The 15218-nt window shown below is 41.3% G+C and carries 17 protein-coding genes; 9 read left to right on the top strand and 8 right to left on the bottom strand.

The window, feature by feature from the left end; genetic code table 11:
* Nucleotides 1-15 precede the first annotated feature (15 nt).
* Together DUT71_RS13495 and DUT71_RS13500 are read right to left on the bottom strand one after the other, a co-directional pair.
* The gene (locus tag DUT71_RS13495; RefSeq protein WP_113663059.1) at nucleotides 16-1107 is read right to left on the bottom strand and encodes a vWA domain-containing protein; all 1092 of its coding nucleotides are present in this window, start codon (nucleotides 1105-1107) and stop codon (nucleotides 16-18) included.
* 335 nt (nucleotides 1108-1442) lie between these two features.
* Entirely contained in the window at nucleotides 1443-1811 is a 369-nt protein-coding gene (locus tag DUT71_RS13500; RefSeq protein WP_113663090.1) for a ribosomal maturation YjgA family protein, read from the bottom strand.
* 62 nt (nucleotides 1812-1873) lie between these two features.
* Between DUT71_RS13500 and DUT71_RS13505 the strand changes: the two genes are divergently transcribed.
* Nucleotides 1874-2299: a YybH family protein gene (locus DUT71_RS13505; protein ID WP_113663060.1), complete on the top strand. Its 426-nt coding sequence runs from the start codon at nucleotides 1874-1876 to the stop codon at nucleotides 2297-2299.
* 43 nt (nucleotides 2300-2342) lie between these two features.
* Here the strand turns inward: DUT71_RS13505 and DUT71_RS13510 are convergent, their stop codons facing one another.
* From DUT71_RS13510 to hemW, 6 genes are all read right to left on the bottom strand, one after another.
* A complete protein-coding gene (locus DUT71_RS13510; RefSeq protein ID WP_113663061.1) occupies nucleotides 2343-3611 on the bottom strand; it encodes a DUF5690 family protein in 1269 nt (422 codons plus the stop codon).
* A gap of 454 nt (nucleotides 3612-4065) precedes the next feature.
* The gene (locus DUT71_RS13515) at nucleotides 4066-4857 is read right to left on the bottom strand and encodes a DUF3050 domain-containing protein (protein ID WP_113663062.1); all 792 of its coding nucleotides are present in this window, start codon (nucleotides 4855-4857) and stop codon (nucleotides 4066-4068) included.
* An 81-nt stretch (nucleotides 4858-4938) separates the two neighbouring features.
* A complete protein-coding gene (locus DUT71_RS13520; protein ID WP_113663063.1) occupies nucleotides 4939-5553 on the bottom strand; it encodes a sugar O-acetyltransferase in 615 nt (204 codons plus the stop codon).
* Nucleotides 5554-5696: 143 nt separating this feature from the next.
* Complete coding sequence (locus DUT71_RS13525) at nucleotides 5697-6575, bottom strand: cupin-like domain-containing protein (RefSeq protein ID WP_113663064.1); 879 nt, start codon at nucleotides 6573-6575, stop codon at nucleotides 5697-5699.
* 124 nt (nucleotides 6576-6699) lie between these two features.
* Complete coding sequence (locus DUT71_RS13530) at nucleotides 6700-7488, bottom strand: SDR family oxidoreductase (RefSeq protein WP_317048854.1); 789 nt, start codon at nucleotides 7486-7488, stop codon at nucleotides 6700-6702.
* Nucleotides 7489-7519: 31 nt separating this feature from the next.
* Complete coding sequence (hemW, locus tag DUT71_RS13535) at nucleotides 7520-8668, bottom strand: radical SAM family heme chaperone HemW (protein WP_113663066.1); 1149 nt, start codon at nucleotides 8666-8668, stop codon at nucleotides 7520-7522.
* 205 nt (nucleotides 8669-8873) lie between these two features.
* Between hemW and DUT71_RS13540 the strand changes: the two genes are divergently transcribed.
* From DUT71_RS13540 to DUT71_RS13575, 8 genes are all read left to right on the top strand, one after another.
* Entirely contained in the window at nucleotides 8874-9971 is a 1098-nt protein-coding gene (locus DUT71_RS13540; protein ID WP_113663067.1) for a site-specific integrase, read from the top strand.
* Nucleotides 9952-10884 carry an efflux RND transporter permease subunit gene (locus tag DUT71_RS13545; RefSeq protein ID WP_113663068.1) on the top strand — a complete coding sequence of 311 codons (933 nt, stop codon included), beginning with the start codon at nucleotides 9952-9954 and terminating at the stop codon, nucleotides 10882-10884. Before DUT71_RS13540 ends, DUT71_RS13545 begins: the two co-directional genes overlap by 20 nt.
* Nucleotides 10885-11013: 129 nt before the next feature.
* Nucleotides 11014-11358, top strand: a complete 345-nt coding sequence (locus tag DUT71_RS13550; protein WP_113663069.1) for a helix-turn-helix transcriptional regulator — start codon at nucleotides 11014-11016, stop codon at nucleotides 11356-11358.
* A gap of 271 nt (nucleotides 11359-11629) precedes the next feature.
* The gene (locus tag DUT71_RS13555) at nucleotides 11630-12178 is read left to right on the top strand and encodes a BfmA/BtgA family mobilization protein (protein ID WP_113663070.1); all 549 of its coding nucleotides are present in this window, start codon (nucleotides 11630-11632) and stop codon (nucleotides 12176-12178) included.
* A gap of 2 nt (nucleotides 12179-12180) precedes the next feature.
* Nucleotides 12181-13152: a DUF5712 family protein gene (locus DUT71_RS13560; RefSeq protein WP_113663071.1), complete on the top strand. Its 972-nt coding sequence runs from the start codon at nucleotides 12181-12183 to the stop codon at nucleotides 13150-13152.
* 14 nt (nucleotides 13153-13166) lie between these two features.
* Nucleotides 13167-13529 (top strand): hypothetical protein, encoded by a 363-nt coding sequence (locus DUT71_RS13565; RefSeq protein WP_162796046.1) that lies wholly within the window; start codon nucleotides 13167-13169, stop codon nucleotides 13527-13529.
* A gap of 23 nt (nucleotides 13530-13552) precedes the next feature.
* Complete coding sequence (locus tag DUT71_RS13570; protein ID WP_113663073.1) at nucleotides 13553-13951, top strand: hypothetical protein; 399 nt, start codon at nucleotides 13553-13555, stop codon at nucleotides 13949-13951.
* A 1-nt stretch (nucleotide 13952) separates the two neighbouring features.
* Complete coding sequence (locus DUT71_RS13575; RefSeq protein ID WP_113663074.1) at nucleotides 13953-14654, top strand: zeta toxin family protein; 702 nt, start codon at nucleotides 13953-13955, stop codon at nucleotides 14652-14654.
* Nucleotides 14655-15218 lie beyond the last annotated feature (564 nt).

The following is a 15218-nucleotide window of genomic DNA, read 5'->3' on the forward strand; positions in this document are numbered from 1 at the left end:
CCTTACTCCTTACATCTATCTAACTGTTTTTCTTCTGTTTTTTATATAATCTTCAAAAATGTACTCTCCAAGGCCATTTAATGAGCTGTAAAATGCCCTACCGCCATTGATTTGGGTAAACTGCCTAACAAATTGCTGTAGATAGGGGTCTTTGGCAATCATAAATGTGGTAATGGGAATGTTCAGCCTTTTGCATTGTGCCGCCATGTTTAGCGTTTTGCTAATTACTTTCCTGTCCAATCCCACGCTGTTTTTATAGTACCTGCCATTTTCCTTTAAACAGGTAGGTTTGCCATCGGTAATCATGAAAATTTGCTTGTTGTGCGTTTTTCGGCGGCGCAGTAAATCGGTGGCCAGCTCCAGGCCAGCAAAGGTGTTGGTATGATAGGGTCCAACCTGTAGGTAGGGTAGGTCTTTAATGCTGATTGGCCAAGCATCATTCCCAAAAACTACAATGTCTAAAGTATCTTTTGGGTATTTGGTTTTGATCAGTTCGGCCAAAGCCATGGCTGTTTTCTTGGCCGGAGTAATACGATCTTCCCCGTATAAGATCATGGAGTGCGAGATATCGATCATCAGCACCGTAGAAGTTAGCGTTTTATAGTCCTTTTCTTCCACTTCCAAATCACGTTCCGTTAGGGTAAAATTGCCAATGCCGTGGTTAATTTGGGCGTTGTGGATAGAGGCCGTCATGTCAATTTGGTCCAAGCTATCGCCAAAATTAAACTCACGCCTATCTGCATTTTTTTCTTCGCCAATGCCCGATATGTTGCTGTTGTGGTTGCCTTTTCCAGCTTTTTTCAATTTCCCGAAAATTTCTTCTAAAGCCGATTTACGGATGCTCTGCTCTGTTTTGGCGGTTATTTTAACTTCGCCATCCTCTTCCTTCAAATAACCCTTTTCCTTCAGGTCTTCTATGAAATCGCCCATGCCGTAGTCGTTGTTGGTGAATTTGTATTGCTTATCCAGCTCGTTCATCCAGGCCAATGCCTCCCCAGCATCGCCTGCCGTATAGTTAAGCAGTTGGGTAAATAATTTCAGCAACTCCTCAAAGCCCCCTTTGGGCAAATCGTTGGGTAAATATTTCGAAAACTGGTAACCTTTCATATTACTTCTCACACCTCTAATTAACGTAACAACTAAGGTAATGGTTTAGCCATGGAATATTTTAAGGCAGATGTCATATTCTGTTCAGGAGTATCTCATAATTATTTGAAAAACTACGGCAGCATTCCATGGCGGGTTGCGGTCCTGCTGTACGCTGCTATCTTTTTGTTGGGTTCACCGGTAATGTTGCGCAGCGAAAGATCTATTTCTGAACTGCTTTAACTTACCGTTCCTGATCCCGAAACTTCGGGATCAGGATGGCAGGTAAAACAAAAAGGATATGCGCTCCCATCAGGTTTACCGGGCAAAGGCATTGCCCTGTGGGGTTTGAGTACCTAAAGCTTTCCCCGTTCTGCCAACAAAATAATCACCGCACCAATGGAATAAGCAATGATATCTTCCCAGGCAAAATAATTCCCAATCACTACATTGGCCAATCTCGAGTGTTCCATGCCTATCCGTTTTACAAACTGGAAATATTGCAAAGTTTCTATCAGATAGGCAAAAAGCAACACGCCAATAGTAGTGTTTAAAACAGGAAAATTAAAAAAAGCTTTTACAAAGCAATAAATGAGCATAACCACCAGCACATCGCCAATATAAGGACGGATAATTTGATCGTGCACAAAAAGCGCTATCAATACCTCTATGATAAAAAAGATTGCGGCGAGAACAAAATAACTGCTGTTGAATTGTATTTTCATGGGCTTTTGCCGTTTATGTTTCATGAAAATAAATTTATTAGATTTGTTAACAAAGGTTTTTTATGAAAAGATTATTGATCCTTCTATTTTGCTTAGTGGCCAGCCAGGCCATGGCACAAACCGCCCATGACCGTAATGCCATCTTGAAAGTATTGGAAGACCAGCGCCAAGGTTGGAATAAAGGCGACATGGATGCTTATATGCAAGGTTACTGGAAAAGCGACAGCTTACTGTTTGTTGGTAAAAATGGACCAACTTACGGCTGGCAAAAAACATTGGATAATTATAAAAAGGGCTATCCCGATAAAAGCGCCATGGGTTTTTTAACCTTTGGGATTAAAAAAATAGAATTTTTGTCGAAAGACAGGGCTTTTGTGTTAGGCAGTTGGAATTTAAAGCGAGAGAAGGATGAACCTAAGGGATATTTTACGTTGCTGTTAAGAAAGATCAAAGGACAATGGAAAGTAGTTGCCGACCATAGTTCCTAAACCAATTAACCCAGGATTCTTCGCTGTACGCTGAATAATAAGACTATTTCATCGGAACCAACTTTCTATACTTTCTTGAAAAGTAATACAAAGAATAAATCGTTAGCAATACACCAATTACAGACAATATCATTACGCTGCTCGAAAAGAAAGTCACCCAGTTCAGTTGTATTTTGAAAATCTCTTTGCTAAATAACACTCCTATGCTCCCAACATACCCAAAAGCATCGGCAATGTAAATCAGGAAACCAACATTGCTGGCATATTTAAAGGTAGAAATCAGTCGATCAAAGAAAATGGCGTTAAAAGGAATGTAAACCATGTACAGGCCAAGTCCTACCAAAGTCATCCAAGCAATGGGACCCAGTTGCCCCCATTTGAACAATAAGGTGCAAGTTGCAGCCAAAGCAAAACCCATCAAAATAAAATAATGCGCTGTTTTTAGCGCCGTAAAGTTGTTTTTAATTAGCACCATACTGCCAATAAGCACAAGTACAATTAAAGTAATAGGTGTTTCGGTTTTAGAGAAAAGAGCTGGTTGGTTAAAGAACCCCATTTCCTTCCACATCTCGGCATTGAAATTATCTCTGATGTCCCTAAAAATAGTTGCAAAGCAATAGATCATGACACAGGCTACAATTCCACCAAAAAAATCTCGGATAAATTTCTTTCGGTCGTTGGCAGTCATGGCTATGCGTTGCGCCCTAAAGGCAACGTCTTGTATATCTGGCTGAGGAATTTTTTCCATCAAATAAACAAACAAAAGCAAAGGGAGACAAAACACCAGTCCGGCATAAAAAGGCATCCAAAATTCGCTAATGCCAAAATTGTTCATCAACAGCGCACCCACCGATTTCACAAAGCCAGACGCAAAAATAAAGCTAACGGCAAGTGCTGCTCCAATAAAATCCGTACTTCTTCTACCTTCAACATAAGAAAATACCACGCCCCAAAGCATCCCCAATGGGAAGCCATTGACAAAAAGAAATACAATGTTGTAAGGGGCTGGTACAATGGCAAACAGCAGCCAACTTAACCATGCAATGCCCGTAAGCAACAAAATGATTTTGCCGCGGCCTGTACGTGGCAACTCAGAAATGTATTTGATGCCGTAAAACTTTGCCAGTAAGTACCCCAGCATTTGGCTAATGACCAATATCGTTTTATAGCTATATCCAGCAATGCTTAACCCATCAAAAGTGGCTACGGTAAAGGTTTTCCGATAGCCAAAAATCATGGTGTAGGCTAAAAACACAACCACTGCGGCATATAGCCCAGTTTGTATAGATTTACTGGTATTTGTTTGGCTCATAAAAGATTAATCTTCATTGAAGATAAACTATTTTAATATGAGTTCGTGTTAGGCATTTTGTAATTTTTCATTATTTCCAGTCTTAGCAAAGCCTCTTCGTTGTACTAAAATCGGCCTTGTCCTGTTCGGGATGCACAAATTGGCCTTACTTATTACTTTAATAGAACAGGGCGCAGCCGCGGATTTTTATTTATTCGTTTCTATGATTTTAGAGGTACAAATGAACTCACTCCGTTTCGGTTTTGCATACTTTTTTTATCTATAGGAAAACAGCTTGTCCGCAAAGCGAGGGAATGTAAATAGTAGTAGAAACTGATTTTTGAGCTAAAGGCCTGATTACGATAGACGGCGAGGACGCCGTTTTTAGCAACAAGATGTTGCTTGGCATCATCGCCAAACGAAACCTGTAAGTTACCGCTTGTTTTTAAATAGTTCTAAAGAAGTTGCAATGAAATTACATGGATGTTGTGCTGCGGATTTGCTCAATTTCTTGGAGTGCCGCATTCCATAAATTGATACGTTGCTGCAAGGCTTCTTGTACTGCGGCTGAAGCTTCTTTCCAAGCATTTTCTTCATCGCCACAAAGTTCGCTGGTCATTTCCAAAGCCAAATGACTATGGTGGTCACCGTCCACTTCAATGTGTCTATCTAGGTAATACTTGAAAATAGTGACTTGATCAGGATGTTTACTATTCAAATCACTTACCATGCTGTGGAACATATTGGGAATTAAATCTTCGCGGCCAAAAGTGAAAGCGGCTGCGGTAGCGTGATTTTTGCCCGCGTTGATGATGCCAAAAGTACTATTGATAAAGTCCTGAGCAGCCAACGGGACATTAGCCAAAGCATAAGCTTCGTCAAAGCTTTTTCCCGCTTGAAGCGATTGGATGAACGTTTGGATAGGCCGAGTATTTGCGCCCACTTGGTCCATTGCGTCAATATATAACTCAAAGTGGCTTTTGATATCGCCTTTTTCGTCCACATCCGACTCTTCGCCAGCCACAATTTCGTTAATCAATTGCCTTGTTTTGGCATTGCCTACCGGAAACCAAGGCAGCGTAGTACAGGTTAAATTAATTTGTAACGCTTTAAGCAACGACATGAAATCCCACACCGCATAAACATGATGCTCCATGAAAATACGCAACTCGGGTAGCTCACTAATTTGAGTGTAAACGCCATGGTTTACAATTTGATTTCTGAGCGTTGCGGTTAATTGGTTAATTTTTTCGATATGGGAATTCATTTGGATATGCTATTGTAGGGTTATGGTTTTAAGGCTTTTGAAGTTTTTAAAACTTTGTAGGCCCGGTATTGGAATAAATGGTTATTGTTCTAAAGTAAAGTTCTTGTAGTAAAAGTCTTTGTCGGCATCGGTAATTTCACGGATGACCTTGCATGGATTTCCCGCGGCAAATACATTGTCGGGAATATCTTTGGTCACTACACTGCCCGACCCTATGACCACGTTATTGCCAATGGTTACTCCAGGGTTAACCACTACGTTGCCGCCCAGCCAAACACTGTGGCCGATAGTAATAGGTTGTGCCCATTCATGTTCCTGATCACGCAGGTGGGAATGCAGCGGATGCCCAGCAGTATAAAGTGCTACGTTAGGTCCAAAAAATGCATGCTTGCCAATTTTAACTTTGGCGCAATCTAAAATAGTCAGGTTGAAATTGCTGTAGAAATGCTCATCAATTTCAATATTATAGCCGTAGTCGCAACGGAAAGGCGGTTCCACATAAAACATGGTGCCGGTTTTGCCAAACAACTTTTTGATTAATTGCTTGCGTGCCTTGATTTGCTTGGGAGCTAGGTTGTTGAACTCAAAAACGATTTCCCTGGCTTTTAAACGCTCGTTGGCAAGTTCGGAGTCACCAGCCTGGTAGGCTTTACCAGCCAACATTTTATCCTTTTCGCTTAACTGCTTTTGTTGCATGGCCGCGAAGTTAAACAACAACTTTGCGATGGCTAAAAAAAAATGACTTTATGAGATTTAATTCAGATTTGCCCAAAAAAGTAATCAAATGAAAACGGGGCTACCGTTACCGATGCCCCGCTATCAATATGTTTAGCAATGGTTTATAAAGTGCCTTTTGCATAAGCTTTTTCCGCTCTTTTTACGGCTAATTTTTCTCTATAAGAAGCATATTTTCCTTTAAATGCCATCTTTAGCAAACTATCTACGGCGCCGTGTTGGAACAAGCTCCATAAACTGGCTGCCTTACCTGGAATTGATTGATCCCAAGCTCTTAAACTCAGCGAGAATGAACCATCCAGGTATTTCATCCAATGCCACATGCCTATTGGCATAAATAGCGTATCGCCGTGCTCTAAAATAACCTCGTAACCTTCAATGCCATTTAAGGAAGGGAATTTTTCAAAGTCAGGTTTTCCTACGTTAAAATCTTCCAGGGCATAAGTTGCGTTAGGCAAGCAATACAAACGTTTTTTCCATTTGTAATCAAACAAGATCACGTGTTTGCGTCCGCCAAAGTGCGTATGTAAAATATTGGGCAGGTCAATATCATAATGCAGGAACGTTTCAGAATTGGAGCCGCCAAAAAACATCGCTGGTATGCTTTCCATTACGCCACCCATCAAATCTTTAGGGATCTTAATGTCGTCGATCAGTCCCGGTACTTTCTTAAAAAGATTGAAAAGAAAAATACGGAGTTCAGTAGGTTCACGTTTAATCAAATCAAGATATTCCCCAAATTTCATGTGCGCTACCGCCGAGTTAATAGGCTTACTTGGATCTGCTTTGGAGTTGTCGTATAATGGAACTTCTACATCCCCAGCAATGGATTTCAAGTATTCGGTTGTCCATTTCTCTCTGGCTGGCCAATCTTTGGTTAGGCCCTTAATAATTAGCGGACGCTTTGGATCTAAGTAGTTCTTCTTAAAATCTTCTTTGCTTATCGTGTCGACTGTATCAACTGGTTTTAATATAAAGCTCATTTGTGGGTTTGGTATAAACTTTTAATTAAAATTAACAAAAAGTTAATCATCACAAAATTGTGATTAAAAACGGAAATATAGGTGTGAATTAAAATAAAATGTGAAAAAAATGATGGAAATCATCCTAAGTTACCTTTGCTTTCCTGATCATTTTGGCGAAATAGCCAGGAAAAAGACGCTTTAAAAGTACGCCTTTGGTTTCCTTGCCGCCAATATATACCTCGTCTTTCTTTTTTTCCATGGCTTTAATCATTTGCTTTGCACATTCTTCTGGCGACATGCCGTTTTCCTGAGCGGCATCCATGGTGCCTTGCGGGCTGCCGTTGGAAGTAAGGGCATTAATAGTGACTTTGGTTTTAATGAAGCCAGGACAGGCTAGCATAATATGGATGTTCGGGTTGTCCAATTCTATCCTCAGCGATTCGAAATAACCATGCAAAGCATGTTTTGAAGCAGAATAAGCAGAGCGTAAACGAGTGCCAAACTTGCCCACTAAACTACTTACACATACAATGGTTCCGCTGTTTCGTTTGATCATTTGCGGTAAAACGGCCTTAGTTAAAATTACGGTCCCCCAAAAATTGATGTCCATAAAACGCTGCTCGGTTTTAAGGTCGGTTTCTAAGGCCAATGCCCGTTGGCTGATGCCTCCGCTGTTAATCAGTACATCAATATGTCCATAAATACGTAGGGCGTCCACAGCTTTACCCGGAAGGCTTTCGCTGTCCTCAAGGTCCAATGAAAGCACATGTACATCAATTTGGTTGCGACATTTTTGCTTCACCCGGAACAGCTCGTCTCGGTTACGGGACGAGATGATTAACTTTGCACCAGCAGCGTTCAGCTCGTACACTAAAGCTTCTCCAATGCCCGATGAGGCACCCGTGATCCATACTATTTTGTTGTTCATCATATTTGTTATGATTTTGCCGGCCTATAAAAGATCAGCGTGATTTCATTTCATCTCCCTCCAAAAAAAGTGCTGCGGCAATGCCGTCCGCAAATAACTTTCCTTTATTGCTAAGATAAATCTTATGATTGTCGATATAAACTTTTTCGTCGGCCAAATAAGGTTTGATGTGTTTAAGAACCAATTCTTTTGCTCGTTCACCGAAGTCATTACTCACCTTTTCAAGGTTAATACCCCACATGGTACGCAATGAGGTCATCACATATTCATTAAATTGATCGGCATTGCTCAGCTGTTCAACAGTTTCTGGTAACTGCTTTTTGCCAATACCTTCTAAATACTTTGCATTGTTGGCAATGTTGATGTAGCGATTAGTGCCATCAAAACCATGCGCTGAAGGGCCTATGCCCAGATAAGGTATGCCCTTCCAGTAGTTGGTGTTGTGCACGGCATATTTGCCTGGTAAGCTATAATTGGAGATTTCGTAGTGTTCAAACCCATTATTTGTTAGCTTTTCCACTAACATTAAAAATTGCTCGGCACTTTGATCGTCGTTAACGCCAGGTTGCTTGCCTTTGGCAATAGCATGGGCAAGCGCTGTACGGGGTTCAACGGTTAGGGCATAGGCCGAAATATGCGGTACTTCCAACATGACTGCTGTTTCTATGTTGCTGATCCATTTTTCGTCACTAAGCAAAGGATAACCATAAATCAGGTCAATCGTTAGTTTTTCAAACCCGGCATCCTGACTTCTCTTAATGCAGTCTGTAGCCTCTTGCGCATTATGGGCACGGTTCATCCAAATCAAATCTTCATTAAAAAAAGACTGCGTGCCTATGCTAAATCGGTTAAAAGGTAACTGCCTTAGCTCCTTGATTTTTTGAGCCGTAAGGTCATCTGGATTGGCCTCTATCGTTATTTCAGCGTTGGATGAAATAGAAAAAAGGTTTTCTGTAGTGGCCAATATTTTTTGCAAAGCAGCGCCCGGCAGTGTGGTAGGGGTACCGCCGCCAAAATAAATGCTCTCTATCGGTTGATTGGCCAATCGATCTTTCTTCATCCTGATTTCCTGGCAAATGGCCTCCACCATTTCATCAAGGTTTTTAGTTGAAGTGGTAAAGTGGAAATCGCAATAAGTACAAGCTTTTTTGCAGAAAGGAATATGGATATAAATGCCCGCCATGCTATTTTGCTATATTAAATGAAGATAAAACAATATAGAAAAATATACATAATAGTCTGTAAATCAATTTAATGGTTTTTAAATATTCTGTCTTCATCTTTTGCATTTTACCTTATTTTATGTTACTTTTGTTACTCAAATGTTACTATTTACATTTTATGAGTAACAAAAGTAACAAAGATTGTTTTACTTCACCTATTCAGCCATGGTCACCGTAAGATACAAGAAATTAAATGACGATAAATACAGTGCTTACTTGGATATTTATTCCGCTGCAGGTCAAGGCAAAGGTAAGCGCAATTATGAATTTCTCAAGATTTATGTGACCAAGGATTATTCCAATCCGAGCACTAGGATCGCAGAGGTCGATAAGGATAAGATGAAGGTCATTAAAGCCATACGGAATAATCGGGAGGATAAGATGAGCTTTTCTGAAAACGGATACCAGCAAAATGGAAAGATCAATTATAATCTTTTGGATTATTTTAGGAGTACGCTTGCCAAGAAGTTCTACTATAGACTAGAATGCGTTACGATACAACTTGAAAAATATGCAGATGGTGAGCAGATCTATTTTCAGGATGTAGATGAGGATTTTCTAACGCTTTTCCAAGATTACCTGTTGAGTGTGGTTAGCCAGAATACAGCAAACTCCTATATGACCACCTTTCGGCAGTACTTCAATAAGTTGGTGGTGAAAGGCATTGTGCAGGTTTCTCCGTTTCCAACATTTAAGATTGTTGGTCTTGCCGAAACCGAAATTACGACACTGAACATTGAAGAGGTGCGAAAGTTAGCTGCTTGTATTCCCAAAAAGGGAAACAGTCAGATCAGACAGGCCTTTCTATTTTGTTGTTTTACCGGCCTTAGGTTTTCCGATGTAAAAAAATTGACCTATGATGAAATTCAGGACGGCCATCTTGTTTTCCGACCTGCAAAGACTACACAAAAGATCGTTAGGGTTCCATTGCTCGATGATGCACGTTCGGTAATGGACAAGGTTGATATCCATCCAAAAAACAATAAGGTCTTTTGGGGTTTGCCCTCTAGTCAGGTTGTGAACCTCTATCTGAAATTCTGGGGACTTGAAGCTGGAATTAAAAAGAGTTTACATTTTCATGCGGCAAGGCACACTTTTGCAACAATTGGTCTAACTTTTGGTATAGATGTTTACACGATGCAAAAACTGTTAGGACATTCCAAGATTGAAATGACTCAGCTTTATGCCAAAATCGTAGATGAAAAAAGAAAAGCAGAAATGTTGAAGTTTCCCAGCCTGTTAGATGAAAAAAGTACTCTTTGAGGTGTTATTGGTTGTAGTCTATTCTGCAATCTTCTTCCAGTTTGACCAGTTGAGGTTACCCTTTGTGATCGTGGGGGTATTCATGGTGCTTTGGATAGTTCCTATACAGCTCTTGCTTTCGGTAAGCGCCTCCAATTGGATGAACGAGATCATCGGAAGATACCACAGGTTATCTGTTGAGGAACGCTTGGCTCAGATTAGGTCAACTTTCGAAGGCCTATCCGATGTCGAAGCAGTAAAATTGAGATGGTTTTATATTCAAGCGTGCCTATTCCATTATATCATGATGCTTGTTGCGGCGCTTGGATTTGTAGCCTTGGCCCTACTTTTTCTTGCTGGCACCATAAATGCCAATGAACTCAAAATTACCACGATAGGAGTGCTCGGTGCAATCATTTCCGCTGTATTCGGCTACTTTACTCTGCCAAAATTATATCCTCCAGCAGTTAAGAAGAACCTGGATGAGACGTTCCATCTTTTCCTCAGTGCAGAATGGAAGAAAAAACTCTTCAGAGAGGTACCCCAAATCGCCGAGCAATCTGTTGAAAGGACATTTTATGATTTTTGGTTGGAAGGAAAAACCCTTGAAGAAAAAACACTAGCTTTCTCTGACTTCATCGAGCGAATCAATGCTGAAAGTGCAAATGGCCGATTACTGGAATGGGGCGATCAGGAAAAGCTTGAAATTAGATGTGTCATCCATGCCAGAGCTGTCAGCAAATCGCTAGCGGGTTTTCTCAAATACTGTATCGAGGAGCGAAAGGTGCTTTCTGGCGAAATCCTCCACTATAAGTATAGAGAGCTTATAAGGGATGTATTTCATCTGGAAGATATGAAAAGCCTAGTATTCCTTGAAGGACAGCGCTACAGGAACACTCCAGTAGAGTACGTAAAACTGTACAGGATAAAATAACCCCTCACTGTTTTTTAATCTATAATATAAACCTATTTTGTTAGATATAGCGAAAGTCGTTCGATAGCTATCGAACGTTTGTATTGTGCTGTCTTTATCTTTCCATTTGCAAGATAAAATGGAGGTAAGATGAAGATAAACCCAGATATAAGATTGATCGATCTGAAAGTTTCAGATCTGGTAGAAATTCTACACCAAGAGTGGCCACGGATACCAGCAATTGCCCAGGTTAGCGAGGAGGATGAGATTGGCGGCTACGAAATTGCCGAACGGATTACCGGATATTCAAGACAGACCCTTTACCAGCTTAAGTCTGCAGGACAGTTGCCCTATCTGTCCCTGCCCAATGGCGGGGTTCGGTTTTCCAAAAAAACAATCTTGACTTGGCTGCTGTCACATAGGTGCCTCACTGAAACCGAAGTTGCTGAAAAGGCAATGGAATTTGAGTTCAAGAGAAAGCTGCGAAGGAAGTAGCAGGTATCAGCATACTAAAAACGGCAATACTTTGTGCGCAAAAGCTGTCCGCCATGTAAGGCTACCAATTGAGGGGAAGTTGTCCATTTTCCTTCAAAAATGGAGCGAGCGGAGGTTGGGCAGAGCCCTACCTTTCTCGCCCCAGGCTATCGCCATGGGGGTTTAGCGCACCCTCCGGGGGTGCGCTCCCTTTACTAATGAGCCTAAAGGCCACATTTCAGCACCCCAGTTAGGGTGCGATATATCTGGATATGCCAATATAACTGACATTATGGGAAATGAACCACTAAGATCAATCAAATACTCCGAGGCCGAAGCGAGCAAGCTTGAAAAGCTTGCGCTAAAGCTGGGAAGGCCCAAACGACAGGTTTTCCTTCAGATGGTGGAGTACTTTTACAGAACAAAAAAAGATCCATTGGACATTAACGATGATATGCTTAAGGCTACCATCATGCGCCAATACAAGGATTATGTGGGTTTTATAAAGACCCAAGAGAACGAGCTGCTGATACCGACCAAACGGGAAATTGGGAGGATGATCGACTCTCAGAAGAAAGTGATCACGGGATTTGGCCTGCTTGCCAAGCAGAATGAGCAGATACCGGGACTTTTCGAACGCCAGAACCAATATCTCAGCGGGCTGGAGACCAATTATCGCAGGATTGCACAATTGCTAAAAGACAAAGAACATCTTAAGGCGTTGTTCCTCGGCATACTCGAAAGCTATGCCTCCGCTCGAGATAATCTATCGGCGTTGGGATCCAGAAAGGAAAAGGAGCAGCTATTGTCTACTACACTGTACCAGATCAAAATGCTATAGCTATGTACATCAACATCACCGATAAAAAAGAAGCGAACAACAAAGGCAGCTGTTCGAGCCTGGTCAATTATCTGGAAAAGGAAAACAGGATGCATCTTGCCGATGCACCAGAGCTATGGTTTGGCCACAATGGTGCCGAATTTGAACCTTTCGAGGTGCGCAAGGGCATAGATGCCAATGTTGCTAAACTGGGCAGACGGGATGCCAAATTCTACCTGATCAACATCAGCCCCAGCCAAAAAGAGCTCTACCACCTTGAGGAAATGTTCGGCAAGAATGGGATGTCTGAAGCACTGAAAAGCTATGTGGAAAAAGTGATGGACGAATATGCACGCAATTTCAATAGACCGGGAATCAATAGCAACGAAGACCTGTTGTGGTTTGCAAAACTGGAACACCATAGACACTATAGCCATAATGACAGAGAGGTAAAAGAGGGTGCCAGAAAAAAGGGCGAACTAAAACTTGGAGATCAGCGGCATATCCAGATCATTGTCAGCAGGAAGGACATTGCCAATAAGGTCAAGCTCAGTCCGATGAACGCTTCGCGTGGAAAAAACGTTGAACATTCCAAAAAAATGGGGCAATTTGACCGGACTGCCTTCAAGCGGTGCGGCGAAATGGTGTTCGACTGGGAATTCGAGTTTGAAAGGGGGCTAAAGGATAGGATGGACTATGCCAATATCCAGAAAAACGGAACGATCGAACAGCGAAAACAGCTGGATATACTTACTGCTGGAGCAAATATGCATGAAGATCCAAAAGGGATTATACCCAAACTCGCCGTGGAGATTTCCAATGGGCTTTTCCAAAGTGCTGGTTTGATGCTGGAACATGTAGGTACTACAGCTCCCAGATTTCTCGACATTATGCTCGAGCCGGTGCACATGCCCATAGCACAGGAACCCAATCCCATGTTCAAGAAGAAAAAGAAGACTAATGAAAAGGATCAATCCCAACAATTGAGTAGATGATAAAAAATCAAGGTATGAGTATACAAAAAGAACAATTGAAAATTTTTAAGGAGATCCAGTCACAGCTTGAGCTCAGGATCAGTGACTTGGAAAGAAAAGTGCCAGAATACCCGAGGATAAGAATTCCTGACTATTCGAATGATCTGAAGCTCGCACGCAGGTCCATCGAATCTTTCCTCACCGCAGGTTACCAAAAACAAATGGCGCAGACTGTGGAACAGATTAGGCAGCTAGTTGAAAGCATGCCTCCTGTTGTTGTCGTGCAGCACCACCATCATTTCGCCAAACTGACCAAACGGGTAGTCGTTGCATTTACCGTGCTGATCGCCTTGCTTGGCCTTGCTATTTGGGTTGCCTATTACTTTTATAAGCACTAAGTACAATCAAAATTTGAAAAAATATGAAAAATTATGTAAATTTGAACATACTGGATTTCCAGCCATTGGCACTGAGCATCTTTATAGATGCCACAGAAACTCCGAAGAGCATCATTGTGCCACTTAGCGATTGGCCAAAGCTGAAACCAGCAATAGATTCACGAAGTCCACTTTATAAGCTTATGGCAACCCTGACATTTGTACCTTTCCATGAACTTAGCCTAGAAGAGAAATCAATGCTTCTGGAAGACAAGTTACGTGAGGTAGAACGGGAAAACCTTAGAAAGGGTTCCTTTCGTGCGTACAAAAATGAGCTTTGTACATCCCAAGATATTTATGTCAACGAATATGCTGACCGTAAGGAACTCGTTAGCATAGATGCGAAAACTGGCAAGATTTCCCTGATCAAAAAGCTGGACTAAGATGAACCCCTTGCAGCTTTATGTTTTAGCCGGTCCCAATGGGGCGGGCAAATCTACCCTGTCTGAAACATTTGTCCCTCCCGGTACAGATATTTTTGACGGTGATAAGGAAATTGCACTTCTACGGCACAAATATCCAATGACCGATAGTGGAGAACTTTACGATGCGACAAATGGGTTCATTTTTCAGAAGAGAAAAGAATATGCCATTGCCGCTGGCAATGATTTTGCATTTGAAACAAATTTCAGAACAAAGGAAGTCATGGAAAGTGTCAAGCAGTTCGAGAAGGCAGGATATGAAACCAGGCTGATATTTATTGGCCTTCCAACGATAGAAGATTCACTTTTCCGGGTGCATATGAGAGTGAAAACAGGTGGACATTTTGTAGATGCCGACAATGTCAGTAGGAATTTTTCGGGAGGTATGGAAAATCTCATCAGTTTTTACGACAGGTTCACCTCCGTAGATGTATTTGAGAGTTCAATGGAGCAGGATTCTCCGTTCAAAATGAATTCCCTAGTCACTATCAAGAAAGGAATCATTACTGCACAGGCTGAAAACCTACCCAATTGGGTGAGGAGGCTGAATAATGAGATTGATAATAAGCGTGAACAAGAGATCCGGTCACATATCCAGAAACAGCCAAAGCAGGAAAAAAACAGAGGACATGATATAGATGGTGGGATGGGAATGGGGAGATAGTACGAATTCTGTATTATCCTGATTTTCCCCACGCTCGTTTGCGGCCTACAAAAAAGGGAACGGCTGAGGCCTGTTCCCTTTTCTTGTTCTTGCATCTACGGAATTAGATTGACATGCCCATCCGCTGCATTGACAATTGGGATTTCGCATGTGTTTGGCTTTCAGTGTTTTCATTCTCAAAAATTTTTTCTGAACAAGAACTACTACTCTTATAGCTCAAGGTATCTGATTTCTCGATTTAGCAGATCGCTTCTTTGATTCCATCTTTTGGCATAAAAACAAAAGTTCAAATACCTCCAGTGGCTATTAGGGGTTTTTATTCCTAAATTTTAACTACAGGTGAAATAATTTTTTAAATACAAGACTGACAGAAGCTGAGCTAATTAATGTTGAATAAGCGATAATCAATTTAAAAAAGAAGTCCTATACCTAACACTAATTAATTGAATTTATAAAAATGTAAAATGCTTAAAATCAATATATTAATTTAATTATTGTATTGTGTTATGTGGTTGTAGATTTCGTTGAAAGTAACCACTGCCTTTCGTTCCAAGCTGGTCACCC

Origin of the sequence: Pedobacter nanyangensis, assembly GCF_003313505.1 — a bacterium.
GTDB lineage: Bacteria > Bacteroidota > Bacteroidia > Sphingobacteriales > Sphingobacteriaceae > Pedobacter > Pedobacter nanyangensis.

Bases quoted from the DNA above. Each gene is read 5' to 3' on its own strand.
- DUT71_RS13505 (WP_113663060.1), top strand. From the start codon at position 1,874: ATGAAAAGATTATTGATCCTTCTATTTTGCTTAGTGGCCAGCCAGGCC.
- DUT71_RS13545 (WP_113663068.1), top strand. From the start codon at position 9,952: ATGAAAAAAGTACTCTTTGAGGTGTTATTGGTTGTAGTCTATTCTGCA.
- DUT71_RS13515 (WP_113663062.1), bottom strand. From the start codon at position 4,857: ATGAATTCCCATATCGAAAAAATTAACCAATTAACCGCAACGCTCAGA.
- DUT71_RS13525 (WP_113663064.1), bottom strand. From the start codon at position 6,575: ATGAGCTTTATATTAAAACCAGTTGATACAGTCGACACGATAAGCAAA.
- DUT71_RS13520 (WP_113663063.1), bottom strand. From the start codon at position 5,553: ATGCAACAAAAGCAGTTAAGCGAAAAGGATAAAATGTTGGCTGGTAAA.
- DUT71_RS13570 (WP_113663073.1), top strand. From the start codon at position 13,553: ATGAAAAATTATGTAAATTTGAACATACTGGATTTCCAGCCATTGGCA.
- DUT71_RS13555 (WP_113663070.1), top strand. From the start codon at position 11,630: ATGGGAAATGAACCACTAAGATCAATCAAATACTCCGAGGCCGAAGCG.
- DUT71_RS13500 (WP_113663090.1), bottom strand. From the start codon at position 1,811: ATGAAAATACAATTCAACAGCAGTTATTTTGTTCTCGCCGCAATCTTT.
- DUT71_RS13540 (WP_113663067.1), top strand. From the start codon at position 8,874: ATGGTCACCGTAAGATACAAGAAATTAAATGACGATAAATACAGTGCT.
- DUT71_RS13550 (WP_113663069.1), top strand. From the start codon at position 11,014: ATGAAGATAAACCCAGATATAAGATTGATCGATCTGAAAGTTTCAGAT.
- DUT71_RS13560 (WP_113663071.1), top strand. From the start codon at position 12,181: ATGTACATCAACATCACCGATAAAAAAGAAGCGAACAACAAAGGCAGC.
- hemW (WP_113663066.1), bottom strand. From the start codon at position 8,668: ATGGCGGGCATTTATATCCATATTCCTTTCTGCAAAAAAGCTTGTACT.
- DUT71_RS13565 (WP_162796046.1), top strand. From the start codon at position 13,167: ATGAGTATACAAAAAGAACAATTGAAAATTTTTAAGGAGATCCAGTCA.
- DUT71_RS13510 (WP_113663061.1), bottom strand. From the start codon at position 3,611: ATGAGCCAAACAAATACCAGTAAATCTATACAAACTGGGCTATATGCC.
- DUT71_RS13495 (WP_113663059.1), bottom strand. From the start codon at position 1,107: ATGAAAGGTTACCAGTTTTCGAAATATTTACCCAACGATTTGCCCAAA.
- DUT71_RS13530 (WP_317048854.1), bottom strand. From the start codon at position 7,488: ATGATGAACAACAAAATAGTATGGATCACGGGTGCCTCATCGGGCATT.
- DUT71_RS13575 (WP_113663074.1), top strand. From the start codon at position 13,953: ATGAACCCCTTGCAGCTTTATGTTTTAGCCGGTCCCAATGGGGCGGGC.